The organism is Virgibacillus profundi (genome assembly GCF_002287375.1).
Lineage (GTDB): Bacteria > Bacillota > Bacilli > Bacillales > Amphibacillaceae > Virgibacillus_K > Virgibacillus_K profundi.
Genome location: NZ_NPOA01000002.1, coordinates 362,028 through 380,660 on the forward strand (window position 1 = coordinate 362,028; position 18,633 = coordinate 380,660).

The 18,633-nt window shown below is 37.0% G+C and carries 15 protein-coding genes and 1 pseudogene; 14 read left to right on the top strand and 2 right to left on the bottom strand.

From position 1 onward, the window contains the following. Positions 1-26: 26 nt before the first annotated feature. Together CIL05_RS22765 and CIL05_RS04810 are read left to right on the top strand one after the other, a co-directional pair. Positions 27-1,451, top strand: coding sequence for a murein hydrolase activator EnvC family protein (locus tag CIL05_RS22765; RefSeq protein ID WP_095654360.1), 1,425 nt, complete (start codon positions 27-29; stop codon positions 1,449-1,451). A 185-nt stretch (positions 1,452-1,636) separates the two neighbouring features. Then, the gene (locus CIL05_RS04810) at positions 1,637-3,112 is read left to right on the top strand and encodes a S41 family peptidase (protein ID WP_095654361.1); all 1,476 of its coding nucleotides are present in this window, start codon (positions 1,637-1,639) and stop codon (positions 3,110-3,112) included. 512 nt (positions 3,113-3,624) lie between these two features. On the opposite strand, the gene CIL05_RS04815 is transcribed toward CIL05_RS04810, so the two are convergent. Next, on the bottom strand, positions 3,625-5,106 hold the full coding sequence (locus tag CIL05_RS04815; RefSeq protein WP_095654362.1) for a BCCT family transporter: 1,482 nt from the start codon (positions 5,104-5,106) through the stop codon (positions 3,625-3,627). A gap of 451 nt (positions 5,107-5,557) precedes the next feature. Between CIL05_RS04815 and CIL05_RS04820 the strand changes: the two genes are divergently transcribed. The 11 genes and pseudogenes from CIL05_RS04820 to CIL05_RS04870 all read left to right on the top strand — a co-directional run bounded on the left by CIL05_RS04820 (position 5,558) and on the right by CIL05_RS04870 (position 16,364). Continuing rightward, positions 5,558-6,763, top strand: coding sequence for a PDZ domain-containing protein (locus CIL05_RS04820; RefSeq protein ID WP_240510111.1), 1,206 nt, complete (start codon positions 5,558-5,560; stop codon positions 6,761-6,763). A 216-nt stretch (positions 6,764-6,979) separates the two neighbouring features. Further along, positions 6,980-7,501, top strand: a complete 522-nt coding sequence (locus CIL05_RS04825; protein ID WP_095654364.1) for a cupredoxin domain-containing protein — start codon at positions 6,980-6,982, stop codon at positions 7,499-7,501. 24 nt (positions 7,502-7,525) lie between these two features. Beyond that, positions 7,526-9,001 (top strand): cbb3-type cytochrome c oxidase subunit I, encoded by a 1,476-nt coding sequence (locus tag CIL05_RS04830; protein WP_095654365.1) that lies wholly within the window; start codon positions 7,526-7,528, stop codon positions 8,999-9,001. A 39-nt stretch (positions 9,002-9,040) separates the two neighbouring features. Further along, positions 9,041-9,604 carry a hypothetical protein gene (locus CIL05_RS04835; protein WP_095654366.1) on the top strand — a complete coding sequence of 188 codons (564 nt, stop codon included), beginning with the start codon at positions 9,041-9,043 and terminating at the stop codon, positions 9,602-9,604. Positions 9,605-9,958: 354 nt separating this feature from the next. Next, entirely contained in the window at positions 9,959-11,119 is a 1,161-nt protein-coding gene (locus CIL05_RS04840; RefSeq protein WP_095654367.1) for a multicopper oxidase domain-containing protein, read from the top strand. A 68-nt stretch (positions 11,120-11,187) separates the two neighbouring features. Then, a complete protein-coding gene (locus CIL05_RS04845) occupies positions 11,188-12,558 on the top strand; it encodes a right-handed parallel beta-helix repeat-containing protein (RefSeq protein WP_095654368.1) in 1,371 nt (456 codons plus the stop codon). Further along, the gene (locus CIL05_RS04850) at positions 12,555-13,082 is read left to right on the top strand and encodes a nitrous oxide reductase accessory protein NosL (RefSeq protein WP_095654369.1); all 528 of its coding nucleotides are present in this window, start codon (positions 12,555-12,557) and stop codon (positions 13,080-13,082) included. Before CIL05_RS04845 ends, CIL05_RS04850 begins: the two co-directional genes overlap by 4 nt. Before the next feature lie 71 nt (positions 13,083-13,153). Then, positions 13,154-14,131 (top strand): ABC transporter permease, encoded by a 978-nt coding sequence (locus tag CIL05_RS04855; RefSeq protein ID WP_095654370.1) that lies wholly within the window; start codon positions 13,154-13,156, stop codon positions 14,129-14,131. Next, positions 14,132-14,839 (top strand): ABC transporter ATP-binding protein, encoded by a 708-nt coding sequence (locus tag CIL05_RS04860; RefSeq protein WP_240510112.1) that lies wholly within the window; start codon positions 14,132-14,134, stop codon positions 14,837-14,839. A gap of 322 nt (positions 14,840-15,161) precedes the next feature. After that, positions 15,162-15,562: pseudogene (locus CIL05_RS04865) on the top strand (multicopper oxidase domain-containing protein); the annotation flags it as partial. Between the two features lie 256 nt (positions 15,563-15,818). Beyond that, positions 15,819-16,364: a YkoP family protein gene (locus CIL05_RS04870; RefSeq protein WP_095654371.1), complete on the top strand. Its 546-nt coding sequence runs from the start codon at positions 15,819-15,821 to the stop codon at positions 16,362-16,364. Here the strand turns inward: CIL05_RS04870 and CIL05_RS04875 are convergent. Next, positions 16,361-17,191, bottom strand: coding sequence for a metallophosphoesterase (locus CIL05_RS04875; protein ID WP_095654372.1), 831 nt, complete (start codon positions 17,189-17,191; stop codon positions 16,361-16,363). The two genes, CIL05_RS04870 and CIL05_RS04875, sit on opposite strands and share 4 nt — an antisense overlap. Before the next feature lie 86 nt (positions 17,192-17,277). On the opposite strand from CIL05_RS04875, the gene CIL05_RS04880 reads away from it, so the two are divergent. Beyond that, positions 17,278-18,390: an MGDG synthase family glycosyltransferase gene (locus tag CIL05_RS04880; protein WP_095654373.1), complete on the top strand. Its 1,113-nt coding sequence runs from the start codon at positions 17,278-17,280 to the stop codon at positions 18,388-18,390. Positions 18,391-18,633 lie beyond the last annotated feature (243 nt).

Below are 18,633 nucleotides of genomic sequence, written 5' to 3' on the forward strand. Positions count from 1 at the left end.
AAACTTGGGGAAGGGGAATATAAGGAATGAAGAAAGTCTTACCATTGTTATTTACGGCTGTTTTGGCCGTGACAATAGTTATTCAGGATTTTAATCCAGTATCTGCAGAAACAGTTGACGGTCTAAATAAAAAAATTAATGATTTAGAAAAAGAGCAAGGCAGTATTGAGGAAAAACAAGGAAATGTGGATTCAGAGAAGAATGATAACCAGAGTAAGATTAACGAGAATCTTAACAGCCAAAATTCTGTTGAACAGGAAATTAATACCATTGATAAAGAACTAACAGAAACAACAGAAAAAATTACGGCAAAAGAAAATGAAATTAATAAAACCAATCAACAAATAGAAGATTTAACAACTAAAATAGAAGAATTAAAGAATGAGATTGAGAAATTAAAGGAAGAAATAATCATATTAAAAGAACGTATTAAAAAACGGGAAGAATTATTAAAGGATCGCCTGCGCTCTATCCAGGAAAACGGCGGACAAATGAAATATATTCAGGTTATCTTTGGAGCACAAAGTTTTAGTGATTTAATCAGCAGAACTACTGCGGTTAATGCAATCATGGATCAGGACAAAACGATCATGGAAGAACTCGCAGCTGATAAAAAGAAATTAGAAGAAGCAAAAACAGAAGTAGAATCGAAAAAAACAGAAGTAGAATCGAAAAAAACAGAAATTGAAAAACAAAAGCAAGCATTGGAAGCCAAAAAGCAAGAGCTTGTATCATTAAAAGGGAACCTCGATAAACAGATGGCCGATAAAGAAAAACTAATGGCTGAGCTGGAAGAAGAACATGGTCAGCTGGAAGAAATAAAATTGACTATAGAACAAGAACAGGAAATACTTAATGCGGAAGCTTCAGCGAAGAAAAAAGCTATTGCTATGGCTCAAAGCAAAAAAGGTGAATTAGAACAATTGGCAAGGGAAAAAGCAGCAAGGGAAAAGGCTGCTCAGGAGAAGAAATCTGTGAACAGTACATCCAATTCTCCTTCCAGTTCAGGTTCAAGCACACCGCCTGCATCAAGTACACCAGTAAATAGTAACGCTACCTTTATTAAACCGGCAGCGGGACCGATAACATCATCTTATGGAATGAGATACCATCCAATTTACCATTACAATCGACTACATGCAGGTATTGATGTTGGTGTTGGAACCGGTACAGCATTAAGAGCACCAGCAGATGGTGTTGTCAGCAGAGCAAGCTGGCTTGGCTCATTTGGAAATGTTATTATGATTTCCCACCATATCGGTGGTAAAAATTATACAACTGTCATGGCACACCTTAGTAGTATGTCCGTATCTCCTGGACAAGCTGTAAGTCAGGGACAGGTGATTGGTGCAACAGGTAATACTGGAGGTTCAACGGGGCCACATCTGCATTTTGAGGTACACTTAGGTGGGTATGGTAACCCTACAAACCCACTGCCATATATCCGTTAATAACAGGAAAAGAAAAAAACAACAGGCATCGCCCATTTTGGTGCGATGCCTGTTTGCTTAATCTAAAGAATTTTGTTTATAAAATTAGATATTCAGAAAGAGAAAAGCTAGTCAACGAAAGCAGATAGTGTTATGCTTTTCTATATTCTATACATCATTTTAAACATATTTTTCGAGGTGAAAACATGAATTTTAAAAAATCCCATATAATCATTATATTAGTTGGGGCATTGTTGATTGGCTTTATCGGCGCATATGCTGGAGGGAAATTCGCCCAAAGCGGCAACCAGAGTGAAGTACAGCTGGAAACCAATTCTAAAGAAACGGGTGAAGGAGATAATAAGGCTACGGAAGAAGCAGCTGATGTTCCGGAACAAGTCAGTAAGGTTGCTCAAGCCTACAATCTCATCAAACAGAATTATCTTGAAGATGTAGAAGATAAGCAATTAATTGAAGGTGCTATTAAAGGAATGCTTGCTTCGCTTGAAGATCCATACAGTTCATATATGGATGTCGAAATGATGGATCAATTTAATGAACAAATTGAATCATCTTTTGAGGGAATCGGTGCAGAGGTAAGTATGGTAAGTGACATAGTAACAATTGTATCCCCTATTAAAGACTCACCTGCAGAGAAAGCCGGACTACGCCCAAACGATCAAGTGTTGAAAGTGGACGGCGAAAGTCTTGATGGCTTGAATCTAAATGAAGCTGTAGCTAAAATACGTGGTGAAAAAGGCTCTGAGGTCATTCTGCAAATTCAGCGTCAAGGTGTATCCGAACCATTTGACGTAACGATTGTACGTGACACTATTCCAGTTGAAACAGTTTACAATAAAATGGAGACGATCGATGGTAAGAAAACCGGGATACTGGAAATTACGAATTTCTCAGAACATACAGCAGAAGAATTTACTGAACAGCTAGAAGTGCTGGAAAATGAAGGAATTGAAGGATTAGTAATTGATGTCCGCGGAAATCCTGGTGGACTATTAAATGTAGTCCAAGATATTTTAAAACAATTTGTCCCTAAAGACAAACCCTATTTGCAGATAGAGGAGCAAAACGGTGAGAAGACACCTTCTTATTCGGAACTGGAAGATAAAAAGGATTATCCGATAAGTGTGCTTATTAATGAAGGAAGTGCTTCGGCTTCTGAAATACTTGCAGTTGCTCTGAAAGAGATGGGCTATGATATTGTTGGGAATACAAGCTTCGGTAAGGGTACTGTACAACAGGCTGTCCCACTTGGAGATGGCAGTACGATAAAATTAACATTTTATAAATGGCTCTCACCAAATGGAGAATGGATCCATGAAACGGGTGTGGAACCAACCGTAGAAGTTTCACAACCGGATTATTTTTATACAAACCCAATTCAAATTGAGGAACCCTTAACCTATGATCAGTCAGATGAGAAAATTGGTAATGTACAAGAAATGTTGAGCGGGTTAGGATTTGATACCGGACGAACAGATGGATATTTTAGTAAAGAGACTGAGGAAGCTGTTAAGGAATTTCAATCAAGCAATGATTTAAAGGCTACAGGCGAAGTTGATGAAGAAACAGCTGGCTTAATAGAAGCAAAAATTATTGACAAAATCCGTAATGGAGAAGATGACCAGCAGTTGGATAAAGCATTGGAAGAAGTATACAAATAAGCTACCTCCAGAGGATAGCATTTAAAAATACACACAGGATAATTGAAATCCTGTGTGTATTTTAATGTTTGAATGAAATCTGTTTTCAACAATGTGGGACAGCATCCTGCTCATCCAATCGATTGCTCGCCCTACTCAAAAGTTTTGGGCTAAGCTTTTCACTTCCCATCAAAATAAATGTTATTTTTGTCATAAAAGATATAGACTGCGAAGTAACTTTTAATGATAATATGTGCTAAATCTACCGCTACGGAAACACATTTCGCTTTCCGCGGGCGGCTGGTGAGCCTCCTCGTGCTACGCACTGCGGGGTCTCACCTATGCCTTTCCTCCCGCAGGAGTCTTCAATGTGTTTCCTCCACTGGGACGGTGCTCTTTCTGCCGGAGCGAGTTTTAGCGCTCAATCATCATTAGAATAAGAGAAATCGTCATGTTAGATAATTTTCACTATGTCGCAGTTTATATCCACTACGAAGAATAAAAAGCAACAAACCAATAAGATCCATAATTAATTATCTTTTTGCCTTCACTTCTTGATTAAGTGCTTTAACTAACGAAATCATCATTAAAATCATAATGAATGAAAAAGGAAATGCTGCGGCTATAATAGTGTTTTGCAATGCGGTTAAACCACCAACATAAAGTAAAATAAGTGCTACAGATGATTGTGCAAGCCCGAGTATGATTTTTACAGTGGTTGGCGGTGTTAGTGAGCCGTTTGTTGATTGCATCCCCAGTACAAAAGTTGCAGAGTCGGCAGAAGTAATGAAAAAGGTTAGAATAAGCAAAATAGCCAGGAGCGACAAAATGAATGAAAATGACATTTGATCAAACATGTTAAATAGCACCAATTCCGTTGCGTATTGCGTCAAATCAATGCCACTTTTTTGTACATTAGTTGCTGTTGTTCCAAACGTTGAAAACCAGATGGCAATGATTAATGTTGGTACAATCATAACGCCAATCATGAATTGGCGGATAGTTCTTCCACGGGATACGCGGGCAATAAACATCCCTACAAACGGGGCCCAGGAGATCCACCATGCCCAGTAAAATATAGTCCAGGAATCAAGCCATGCGCGATTATCCCCTTCGAATGAAGCGGTACGGAAACTCCAGCCAACAATATTCTGAAGATATAATCCAAATGTTTCTGTAAACGTATTGAGGATAAGTAATGTAGGTCCGACAATTAATACGGCTAAAAAGAGCAGGATGGCAATTACCATGTTCGCATTCGATAAATATTTAATACCTTTGCTAAGACCCGACCATGCCGACATAAGAAATAATGCAGTTATGATGGTAATAATTATAAATTGTGTTGTAAAATTAACTTCAATTCCAAAAAGATGGCTTAGCCCTCCACTAATTTGCATTGCGCCAAAGCCCAATGATGTTGCCACACCAAAAATGGTTGCAAATGTGGCAAGCACGTCGATCATTTTTCCAATCGGGCCTTTCATTCTATCGCCAAAAAGGGGCTTTAATGTTGAAGAAATCAATCCAGGTTCCCCTTTGCGAAATTGAAAATATGCCAGTGCAAGCGCGACAAGACCATACATTGCCCATCCATGGATACCCCAGTGGAAAAACGTAACAGCAAGCCCCTCTTTTAATGCCTGACCAGAACCTTCTACAGAAAATGGTGCATCCGAAAAGCTGTGAGAAAGTGGTTCTGCAGCACCATAGAAGACCAACCCAATTCCGAGACCAGCTGAGAACAGCATGGCAATCCATGTCGGTGTTGAAAATTCAGGCCTTTCGTTATTTTTACCCAATCGGATTCTTCCATAGGGACTTACGGCTATAAAGATGGAGAGGATGATTAAACCGGACATCAGCCACATGTAATACCACCCAAAGGTTGTTGAAAGGAAAGTATTTATAGCTGTGGTTACCTGTTCAAATTTCACAGGAAGTAAAGCGCCAACTAAAACAAATATAATGACTAATGCTATAGTAATATAAAAAACGCTTGAAACCTTTTTCATAAGAAACCTCCATAAATAATTTTGTTATAAACTAAAGCCGACATAAAAGGCAGAAATATACTGGGATGAAATATCTTAATTTAGCATTTGAAATAAGGCGAAGATTTATACTTTAAGTTAAAAAACACACCATGGTCAAAGAGCAGTTTTATCCCACATATTAAACTGTCAGTAATCCCGTCACTGATTGAAGTTTTACATTATCCAAAGTGTTTCTTTAACGTTGAATAATATTCTGATAAAATAGTATTATTCGACTAACTATTAGAATTACGGATTTGGGTGACAAATATTTACTGCAAATTATTACCTCCAGTCAGTGGCAGGTATAATTCTCCGGCAAATAAACATGCACAGTGAAATAATTTTTAATTTAAATAAGCAGGGATAATTCGACAAATATCGAATACAAGTAATTGTGGTATAGTTATACTAAGAAGGTGATGGTTTGATGGAAGCTTGGTTCATGGAAATCGCAAAAGGGATAGGGAAACTTTTTTTGAATCCATTGATTTACTGGTTTATACTTTTAATGTTATTTGCAGGGTATAGAAGAATTAAACGAGAGAGAATGAATTTTGGTGTTAAAGTTTTTGATGTTTTTTCAGAGGGGAAACATATGTGGAGTGTTTCCATTATCAGTGGAATCGTTATTTCGCTGATCGCTTTGGGAGCAGGATTGGTTTTCACATATGAAACTATTTTATTAATAAGTATTGTAACAATTATTCTTAGTCTGTCCTTAAAATTTGCGATGCTTTCGGCCAGTTATACAATCGGGATCAGCTATATTTTATTATTATTCCTACCACTAATATTGGAAAACCAATCGTATGTTAATCCTGATTTATTTTCACAAACCAACTTTACTGGATTGATTTTACTGTTAGGGATATTTTTAATTGTAGAAGCTTTTTTACTATCCAGAATTAAAGATAATGATACATATCCTGAGTTAACTTTAGGTAATCGCGGTGTATGGACAGGACAGCAGCATGTGAAGAAATTGAGCTTAATTCCATTTTTCACACTAATACCTACTGGATTAATTACACCGATTGCACCATTTTGGCCTTATTTTTCGATTGGTGGAGAGGAATTCAGTATTCTATTAGTACCATTTATAATTGGGTTTGACCATATAATAAAAGGAAGCTTACCCCGTTCAGCTGCAGTCAAACTAGCTAAATCAATCGGACTTCTCGGGGGAATTGTTCTACTTTTGGCAGTAGGTAGCGTGTATGTACCCAGCTTGTCTGTTATTGCAGTGCTGATTGCCATTATAGGCAGAGAATTTATAAATTATAAACTTCGAGTAAAAGATCGTGAGAAACTGGCATATTTTAATCAAACAGACAGAGGATTGAAAGTGTTAGGGGTAATTCCAGAAACTCCGGCAGACAGACTTGATATTCTTGTAGGGGAAACAATAGTAAAAGTTAATGGCCAAAATGTGAACAACGTAAATGAATTTTACCTCGGACTTCAGGCGAGTGGCGCATCCTTTAAATTGGAATTACTGGATGTCGCAGGAGAAATCCGATTTATTCAAAGTGCTTTGTATGAAGGAGACCATCACGAATTGGGAATTCTTTTTACAACAGAACCATATCGACAACAACTTAAACATTATAAGAAGGAAACCAGCAACGCTTAGCGCGTTGCTGGTTTTTTATTTAATGACAGGATGTAAAAAGCCGGTCCAACAGGTAATTAGCACTATTCCCATAGTGAAAACTATAATAAGTCTGAATTGAATAAATTACTTGTTTCTTGTGACTTAGCTCACTTATTAACTGAAAAATATTTCGTATGATGGATGCGAATCAATAGGACTTTATATTTATAATGAAATGTCTAAGGAGGATTTTGTATGGTACAAATTGTAGCATCAATCACGAGTTTATTTTTCATGTTAGTAGTTACAGCTGTTTTTGCATTTGTTGCGATGAAATCAAGGGAAAAACGGGATTATGAACCAATTAAGAAAAAATGGTATAAGGCTCGGACATTTTATGGAACCACTTTAGTTATTCTGTTTTTGGTTGTAACCATTTATACATTAAGAGAGTTGCCATATGATCAGCCAGTTTATGGGGAAGAAAACCTACCTATAATTGTTGATGTAGAAGCAATACAATTTGGCTGGAATATGAGTGAAACAGAATTTTCGGTTGGTGAACCAATTGAATTTCATGTGACCAGTTCAGATGTGACACATGGCTTTGGGATTTATGATGAAGATAAGAATTTGATTGCGCAAACACAAGCAATGCCAGAGTATACAAATGAGGTATATATCACATTTGAGGAACCTGGTACGTATGAAATTCTTTGTTTGGAATATTGCGGACTTGCTCACCATTTAATGATTCAAAAAATTGAAGTGAAGTAATAAAAAGATTGGGGTGTGATGTAAATGAGTTCGGTAGTTAGTGAGGAAAAATCGCGTAATAACTTGGTTGTGAGCTATTTAACTATTGGTGGAATTGTAATTTTGGCAATGATGGTATTTGGAGTTTTAATGCTTTTGGCCCAAGGTGGGGTATTGGAATTTACTCCTGCGGCTTTTTATCAATTCTTAACAATTCATGGTACAGGAATGGTAGGTGCGGCAGCATTCGCAGCTGCCGGGGTTATGTGGTATTTTCTAAGCAAGTATGTTGAGTTATCTAAAAAAATTATGAAAATTAATTTGGTTTTATTTCTAGTCGCATTAGTCATGGTAATCATCGGAGTCTTTTCATTTGAATATGCCAGTGCATGGACATTTCTCTATCCATTGCCGGCTATTTCAGCAAATGCCTGGGGAGTTACCGGTGCATTATTATATCTATTTGGTATGTTAATCCTAGGTGTTGGTTTTCTATTATTACACCTTGATATGGGCAGAGCAATTATTAAAAAATATGGAAGTCTTGCAAAGGGTTTAGGATGGGATGTTATTTCCGGTAAAAAAGCGGAGAAGGATGCACCTTCATCAACTGTTGTTGCAAGTACAATGGTTACCATCGTAAACGTAACAGCTATAACAGCAGGTGCAATTGTTTTGATCATGAATATTATTAATGTAATTAACCCATCCTTTACATTTGATCCATTGTTAGCCAAAAACTTAACATTCGCTTTTGGACATATTTTCGCTAACTCAATCATCTATATGGCGGTTATTGCTGTATATGAAATTTTATCAAAATATACAAACCGTCCCTGGAAAGCGAATAAACCATTTTTAATCGCTTGGACTATGTCTACGGCGTTTACCCTGGTCATTTATACACATCATATGTTAATGGACCCTGTCATGCCGAAATGGATGTTAATTATGGGACAGATTCTATCCTATGCAAATGGTTTACCGGTTCTGGTTATTACTGCATATGGTGCACTGATGATTGTTTACAAATCAGGTATTAAATGGGATATGGGTTCTGGACTTATTTATTTGTCCATGTTCGGCTGGGTCGTTGGTGTTGTACCGGCTATCGTTGATGCAACAATCGTTGTAAACCATGTAATGCATAATACGAAATGGGTTCCAGGACATTTTCATATGTATATGGCGCTCGGAGCATGTGCAATGATATTTGGATTTATGTATTATCTTGCCAAACAGGATAGCAGTATTAAAACGAATAAAATAGATAAACTGGCTTTTATCGGCTATACAATCGGTATTCTCGGGATAAGTGGTTCATTCCTTGTTTCAGGAGCATTAAGTACACCACGAAGATGGGCAACGCACTTTCCTGAATGGATGGCTCCTGCAAATGTTGGTGCAGTAGCTGGTGTGCTGGCAGTATTATCATTACTCGTATTTGTTATCCATTTTGTCCGTTACCTAAACAAACGAAATAAAGTGGACTATAAACAGGATGATAAAAAATTAGCTTAGATAACCTGTATTGATTTTTAAAACAAGGAGGAATAATTTATGAAACAAGCAGTGTCCGGAATTGTTTTATATGGTATTTTACTTATTCCTCCTGTACGAATTTATATGGAATCCATTATGGTCCTGCATATGCTCGTCCAACTGCCATTGCTTATTTTGGCGGGTTGGCTTGTTGGCAGGATTGTAATTAATAAATTTCAGCGTTTTTTTGCTAAGTGGAATGGAAATGGTATTCCCGGTATTCTATTAGTTATGATTATAACAATGTATTGGATGCTTCCAAGAGCAATGGATGAGGCTTTGACTTATACGTCTGTTGAAATATTTAAGTTCATAGGACTGTCACTATTCGTTGGGGTCCCGCTTCGGGATAGCTGGAATAAGCTGAAGGGAGTAGGGAAAAGTTTTATCTTTTTAAATTATCTTCCTATGTTTGGTTTGATGGCATGGCTTTACATTGATTCACCTATTCAGATTTGCAATAATTATTTGGAACTAGAGCAAAAAATTCTTGGTTGGGGATTTCTGATTATAACAGCAGTGATGGTGCTCTATATTATACAGATGGTATTTACAGACCATTCAGAAGAAGAATTTAATTGAGCTGTTCTTACATTTTGTGAGGACAGTTTTTGATTTCTTCAAAAAAATATCTATTTACATAAAATGTAAAATAAGTATGTGATAAAATCACAATAAATTATAATTTTTATTCCCATATTAACACTATTACCATAGTTTTAACTATATTTATGTCAGACATAGATTGTTCATATTTGAACAAAGTTTTAGTGATTTGAATCACAGGTCGCTTGCGCAATTAAAATTATACTTAAAGCAAGAGATAAGATAAACCATTCAGTCGAGCAGATAACATAGAAAGACCGCATTTAATGACCTGAGTGGTAGAAGCTCTTAAAACTTATCTAATACTAAAAAACTTATGGGGTGAGTAGTATGTTGAAGAAGTTAAATTACAGTTTAATTGTTGGTCTAAGCGCAAGTGCTCTATTGTTATCTGCATGTGGCGATGACCTAGGAAATGTAAATTCGGATGAAAGTACAGATTCGGCGGAGACTGTTGCTGCTGAAGAAACAGAAGCTTCAGGAAGTAGCTATAGCTACGATGTTAATCCTGTAGATTATGAGCCGATTGAGCCTCATAAAGATTTAGACCAAGAGCCAGTACCTGTTAAGATGGAGCGAATTGGTGAAAATGAAGTAAATATTGAAATGACAGCACAAATTACAGATATTGAGATTGCACCTGGTATTGAATATAAAACATGGAACTTTAACGGGGAAGCTCCTGGTCCGCTACTGGTAGTTCAGGAAGGAGACTGGATTAATTTCACCCTCCATAACATGGACCCGGCAATTCCTCACAGTATGGATTTCCATGCTGTGCATGCAGATCCTGCTACACAATTCGCTGATGTGAAACCTGATGAAAGTGGTACATTCCGATTCCAGGCAGGTTCACCCGGTGTATTCATGTATCACTGTGCAACAGACCCGGTACTGTCACACATTGCCAACGGAATGCATGGTGCCATTATCGTAATGCCTAAAGACGGATTTCCGACGGATGATGAAGTAGACCGAGAGTTTGTAGTTGTTCAAAATGAGTGGTATAAATACAATGATTTGGAAAATATGATGAATATGCCACCACGTCAAGTAGTTTTCTCTACTAAAACGCTTGAGTATATGGCAGATGATGAAGTGGACGGATACACCTTTGACGGTGTGAATACAAATGGAACAGTAACAGCATTAACCGAGAATGATGCAGATACCGTTCTTTACGCAAAACCGGGTGAAAAAGTCCGTATGTACATCAATAATGTTGGTCCAAATGAAGTTAGTTCATTCCACGTAATCGGAACAATTATGGAAGATGTTTACTTGGACGGAAACCCTGCAAACCATCTGGAAGGGATGCAAACAGTAATGCTGCCTGCAAGTGGTGGAGCCATTGTTGAATTTACACTAAAAGAGGAAGGATCTTATTCCTTTGTTACCCACCAATTTGATCATGTATCCAAAGGTGCAGTTGGAACCATTGTCGTAAATGAATCAGGTGGACCTGAAGGCGGATCAATGATGAGCCACTAATAAATAATATGACTCAACTATCCCCTTCTTTTATCTAAAAAAGAAGGGGATATCCATGAGGTGAGAAAATGTGGAAGAAAATTGGATTGATCGTTTTAATTATCTTTTTCATTTTGCCAAGCTCAAGTTTTGCTAACGAAAATGAAATCCATGTAACGGATGGTGAATCATTACGTATTGCACTGGAAGTGGCAAGTGATGGTGACGTCATACTTTTGGAAGATGGAGAATATCATGGTAATTTTACGATTGAATCATCGATTGAGCTTAGATCAGAAGGAGAAGCTTATATTCAAGGGCTTGAACGAGGTTACCCAATCACGATTGAAGCAGATGATGTTGTTATTGACAATCTTAATATTGAAGGTGGGGGAACAGATGCTGCTGGTATCTTTTCTCGCGGAAATCGAAACGAAATAAAAAATAATATGATTAATAATGTATTCCATGGTGTGCTTGTAAGGGATGGCTACGGAAATATCATTACAGGAAATACGATTTCCAGCTGGGACGAACTGAAAGGAAGTAAGAAATATGGTTATGGTATGTACGTAATTAATGGTGATGGTGCCGTGATTACGCATAATGAAACGTATGATACCCAAGATGGTGTCTGGATTTCGCATTCCGCCTCATCACAAATCAATTATAATCGGTTTATTAATGCGAGGTACGGCGTTCATACGATGTATGCAGAAAATGTTGTTATTACGCACAATGAAGTAAGAGGAAGTTATAATGGCGGCATGATTATGCAAAGTAATAATATAACCATTAAAAATAATTATTTCCACTTAAATACGCTTTCTGATGGTGCTGGTATTTTTGGATATGACTTATTTGAGTCAACGATATCAGATAATATTATAAAAGGGAATTCGAAAGGCATTTTTCTAAGTTATGCGCAAATAAATGAAATTGTAAGAAATGAAATTACTGAAAATATCAGGGGAATTGAATTAGGAGAAGGCGCAATCAATAATCGGATTTTCTTAAATAATTTTACGAAAAATACGCAACAGGTCGTTACAAACCCGGAAAATGAGAATGAATTCAACTGGGGAGAAGTTGGAAACTATTGGGATGATCAGCAAATTCTGGATTTAGAAGCGGATGGAATAAATGATTTTGTTTATAAAAGTGGTGATGTTTTCTATCAAATGATTGAAAGAGATTCGATTTTACAAGTCTTTTTTGATAGCCCAACCGTTCGTCTGTGGAATACGATTGAACAATATACGCATATTCCATCTGAAACCCACGTTATTGACGAATTTTCATTGTCTGAATCTGTAGAAATCGTTCCACAGGTTGAAGTGTATACGCCAGAAGGTGAGCAGATGGGGTTTGCAAGTCCGGTTACGTTGTTATTCTTATTCATTTCAATCATTGCTATTAGTGTTTTGGCAGTATATCTGACAAGGAGGAGTAAGGTATGAAGAAGAAAATAATTCCAATTATTTTACTGATGATGATTGGTTTATTGGCATCCTGTGGAGAAACCTCGTATGATCCTGCTGAGATTTCTATGGAGAGCGACCAATGTCATACATGCTATATGGGAATTGAGGATCTGGAAGCAGCTTCTCAAACACTGTTAGCAGATGGAACACCCCGTATTTTTGACGATATAGGATGTATGCTGATGTATTTACAGGATACAACGGATGATGTGGAAGTTTCTTATGTTGTTGATTACAATTCTGGTGATTGGAATGATTTATCCAATGCTTATTTTGTACATGACGAGAGCATTCAAACACCAATGAGTTATGGTTTTATTGCCTTCAGTTCAGAGCAGGAGGCCGAGGAGTATATGACAGCCAGTGGTCAGGGTAATTTATTTACAAGTGATGAAATTACAGCTATTGATACGGCATCACTTGAAGAATGGTACAGAGGTCATTCAGAAGAGCGTCATGGTGAAGATGAAGAACATGAAGACGACGGCAATGATGCTTAAAATGATCATGAAGACATGGGTAAAGTCATCAGTTGTTCAGTGATTGCAATGACTGACAAGGAGGCTGGGTGATGAAGAGATCAATGTTTCAGTCAATGCTAAAATTAGAGATACGAGTATTGTTGCGGAGTAAATGGTTATTAAGCTTACTTGTCCTATTTATCGGGCTTGCCTTTTTGCTTTATTTTTATGGAATTGAATCAGCAAAAAGTACAGCTGTTCCTGTGGTTACTGATAGTGGTGAAACAGGAGGCGTGGTGTTTTCAGTAGGGGAAGTGGATCCGGCTTATTTTGGACTGGAAGCCGTGGAAGATACGTCGGCCGTATATGATGAAGATGGAAATCTGACGCAGGAAACAATGAGCAATGCGTATAGTCGTTCTATTGCCATGCTGATTAATCTATCTCTTTGGATCGTTCCTATCATTTGTTTGATTATTGGCACGAATTCGCTTGTAGCGGATAAAGAAGAAGGCAGATTTTCTTTATACCGGACCTATCAAATGTCCAATGGGTATTATTTAATCAGTAAGTATATGTCTCTTTGTGTTACTTTAATGATTTCACTAGGTGTCTCGTATGGAATATTTGGTTTATTTCTCTATTTTACAGGCGCTTTGCAGGATGCAATGATGTTTGGGGTATTCCTCGCACTTAATCTACTTATTATTTTTGTGTTTTCAGGTCTGGCTATCCTGATTGGCTCCTATGCTGTAACACGAATGCAAGGATTATCACTTGCCCTGTTTGCCTGGAGTTTTCTCGTTTTTGTTTATGAATTTATTATTTATTCGATTATTGATTTCGTTCCGTACGCCCAAAAATTAAACATATTATTTGTGCTTATTCTTGCAAATCCGGTCGAATCCATTCGTGTGTGGGCGATTAATAACTTAGGTGCCAATTATATATTTGGTTCCCAGTATTTAATTTTAGATGAGTGGGGAGCAAGTGGTACGTTAAATGTTTATTTCTTCATGTCAATTATACTGATCATAATCATTTCATTAATATTATCTGTCCTAGTAATAAAAAGGAGGGTGGCATAAATGAATGAGAATATTAAATTGAAAATAACGGATATCTCAAAAAGTTATGGAAAAAAAACCGTACTGTATCCAACAAATATAGACGTTAAGACCGGCAAATGTGTAGTGATTTGTGGTGGGAATGGAGCTGGTAAAAGTACGTTAATAAAGATAATTACCGGGATTGAAAAAGCAACGAGTGGATCCATTCGATTTAATACAAAAGACAAAAAGCATTTCTCCTATATGCCGGACCATATGAATTTTCATGCAGAATTAACTCCTGTTGAAGTGTTGGACTACTATGCATCCTTTATAGGTGCAACGAAAAAAAAGATTAAAGCGGTCCTGGAAAGAGTTGGATTATGGGACAAAAGAAATCATAAAGTTGGCTCCTTTTCTAAAGGAATGACACAACGAGTGAATCTAGCTCAAGCACTGTTAGCTGATGTGGATTTATATATTTTGGACGAACCAACAAATGGCTTGGATCCATTCTGGGTGATCCAGTTTAAATGGATTTTACAGGAATTAATTGATGCTGGTAAAACAGTCATATTATCCAGTCACATCATGCGGGACGTGGAAGAAATTAGTGATGAGATTGTCATTTTGTTTGAAGGAAAAATAAAAACTGCCGGAACACTGGAAGAAATTTATTCGCAAACAGGATACACCTCATTAGAAGAAATCTTCCTTTCCATGGTTGAAAGGAAAGTGGAGGCGTGAAAAGAAGTACTCATTTGTCGGCACTATATTCCAGGTTTAAGCATATAGTTTCGAAACTATTAAGTGGTAGGGCTGTTACTGAATTTACTTAATGTAGCGGGAACCAATAGTTCAAATTTTTCACAAAAATAAAAATGCGCCTTTAGCTAAATATGGTAAAATGGAAATGAGAATGACGCCCTTTTTTAGGGTTGATCTACACAGATGTTTAGTTAATTTAACTAACTCATATTTTCTTCCACTACACCCAATTATGGAAGTATTGATGAACAATATTAAGCTAAAAATTTATTTAAAAGGGAGCTTTTTGAACATCCTCAATAAATATAATGACTTGGATGATATGAAGAATAATGTGCCTTCACAGGTGGTTTTCTCTACTAAAGACTCCATGAAGGTCAACCAAATACGGATAGTACTATAGGTGCTGTTCAAAACGAACCGTTGGAAGCAAAAGTAGGCGATAAAGTCAGAATTTATATAAACAACGTTGGACCGAATGAAGTAAGTTCTTTCCACGTAATTGGCACAATCTTTGACGATGTGTATGTGGGTGGTAATCCGGCAAACCACTTTGAGGGAATGCAGACGGTTATGCTGCCGGCAAGTGGTGGGGCAGTAGTGGAATTCACAGTAAAAGAAGCAGGGGAATATCCTTTCGTAACACATCAGTTCAATCACGCAGTCAAAGGCGCAGTTGGGCTAATCGTAGTAACAGAGTAAAGGAATTCAAACGATTTCAGCAACTGGTTACACAGTATAATTCAGATTAAAACGGCTTAGAGAATTAATTCTCTAAGCCCTTCATTTTTATAATGACTCTTCAACTACATACAAAATATTTCTTTGATAAGTTATTAAATCGACTATTCGGTTTTAAAATTCCCCAAAAAATACCTTCAATATTTTAATCAAAAGCTATACAAACTAAGGATGTAATTTAAAATGATTTAAAGGTTAATGAGAAAGGGAAATCGGGATGAAAAGTTATTTATTAGGTGTCTGGAATGCGATTGATCCATTGTATTATACTTTTACACGGTTACGCTACGTGCCTGAGCAGGATAATTGTAATACATTATTTCGTGTCAGATTGACAAGATATAAGGGTGTGAAAGTCGTGCTCACCGATGGTACAGTTATTGATAAAAATGATTTGCTAATAAAAATACATTTGCATAATGTAAGAATGATCAATGAATTACAATCCATTAATAGTGAAATCAAACGGGCTGTATTTGTTTATCATATGGTTAAACGTGCCCTTCCCAGGCTTGCTGCATATATTAAGGATCATCAAAAAAACAATGAAATTAAAGGTATTATAGGCATTACAACATTATATAAGGGTGCTAATCGCTTGGGATTAGAGGTTTTTCCAATTAAAAATTCCTATTATCGAATATATAAAAAAATAACGTTTTTGCCGATAAACCTAATTTCCGGCAAAAAACGTATGGATGATCCTGTTTATTTATTCATGTCCAGGAATGAATTGAACAATAAATATAGCGCACATGGTTAAGCAGATTTATGAGATATGGCAACATCATGAAGCGTGATCTCCGGCCGGCTGCCAACTCGGATATTGAATCCGGTTTGTCCTAAGCCTTCACTAATATAAAATGGGGAGCTGTTGTGCATATGCAATCCTTTTATTATATTTTTACGCGCCAGCTTTCCCATTTTAGCGAGGTGATACGCTTTTGGATAGCAAATCTGTCCACCATGAAAATGACCTGCCAACAAGTAATCAAAGGCATAATTTTCCATTTCAAGTACGATAGTCGGGTCATGTGTAAGCACAATATTCATACCAGGTATAACCTGCTTATAAGCCAATGAAATATCGCTTCTATTTGTAGAGTAATCATCGATCCCAATAATATTGATGACCTGATTTTTGATCGTTATCGTTTCACTGGAGTTTTGCAGAACATGACAATCAAACTGTAGAAGCAGATCTTTCAATTTAGCAAAATCTTTATCTTTTAACACATAGTCATGATTACCGAATACTGCGTATATGCCATGCTTTGGTTGAACTTCCTGCAGTACCTTTAAATAGGGAATTAGTTTTGGAATCGTTCGTTTGCGATCAAGAAAATCACCTGTTAAAGCGATGATATCGGGTTTTTCATTTTGGACTTTCAATGCCAATTCCTCTGGAGATATTGATATGTTTTCCAGGTGCAGGTCTGAAAGGTGAAGAATGGAAATGGATGAATTATCAATCGTTTGTTTGGAATCTATTTTAATTTTATTGATCTGTATATCTTTCGTGTTGGTGTAAGCTTTGTAAATAAGGATACCGAATGCTATTAAAAGTAAAGTAATAATTAAATAAGTCATTTTTAGCTCCTCCCCGATAAAGAGTATAACATGTTCGACTCACCTTTTTCACTGGTAATTGAAGGTATCTAAATGGAGTTGATGTAATGGAAGAGTCCGTAAAAAACGAAGCATTATTTTTGCCATTTATGCAAATACCAACAGGGCATCATCATGTAGCAGATGCATTGATGTATGAGCTCCGAAAGGACATGCGCTGTGATAAAGTCGATATTTTGTCATATAGCTATGGAAGGATGGAAAAAGTAGTTTCCTCCACTTATTTGCGTTGGATTAAAATAATGCCTGGTGTATATGATTGGCTTTATGACCACTTAGCCTATAAAAAACTTTCCAAAAGAAATCGCCAAATTCTCTACGAAACACTTTTCATGTATTTTTTTAAAAGACTTGTGAATGAACATGAGCCAGGCATTATGTTTTGTACACATGCCCTACCGTCCAATATTGCCAGTGTTTTAAAACAAAAGAAAAAGCTGAATGCCATTACGATCAATGTATATACGGACTTTTTTGTAAATCGTGTCTGGGGAGTAGATGGTATAGATTATCATTTTGTCCCATCCATTCACGTGAAGGAATTTCTGCAAAGCATTGGAGTTGAGGAGAAACGCATATTTATTACAGGAATACCTGTCCATCCTGCATTTGAATCGAAATCAGGTGGGCAAAAAGAAGGTAATGAGATTGCGGTATTGGTAACTGGGGGAAGTCTCGGAGTAGGGGAAATAGATAAATTATTGCCGGCACAACCATCCAGCAGTAAGCTCCATTATTATGTTTTATGTGGGGAAAATAAGCTATTATATAATCAATTGAATGCGAAAAGAAGTCGATCTATCACACCAATTCCATATGTGAAAAGTAAAGAAAAAATGAACCTGTTGTATGAAAGGGTAGATGCTGTTCTTACAAAGCCTGGAGGTGTAACGGTAAGTGAATGTTTGATAAAGCGCAAACCGATATTTGTTAGCAAAGCACTTCCAGGTCAGGAAAAAATTAATCTTAATCAACTAAAGGCATTAGGTGTAGTAATCCCACTTGAAGCGCGAGATGATTCCGTGGAAAATCAGATAGTGACTTTTTTTACGGATATATCCATACAGAAAGCGTATGAGGGGAAAATCAGCACATATCATAAAAATCTGGAAAAGAATTCGATCCATACAATCATGGATCAAATCCTTAAAAAACATTAGCAAATTTGGCTAGTGTTTTTTTGTGGGCTTTATTGTTTTATCATCTTCGTGGTGGATATAAACTGCGACATAGTGAAAATTATCTAACATGACGATTTCTCTTATTCTAATGATGATTGAGCGCTAAAACTCGCTCCGGCAGAATACTTCGCTTTCCACGGGCACGGCCTCAGCCTCCTCGAGAAAACCACTCTGCGGGGTCTTCGGACGCGTGCTGGGACTGCGATTACTCGTCCCACCGAA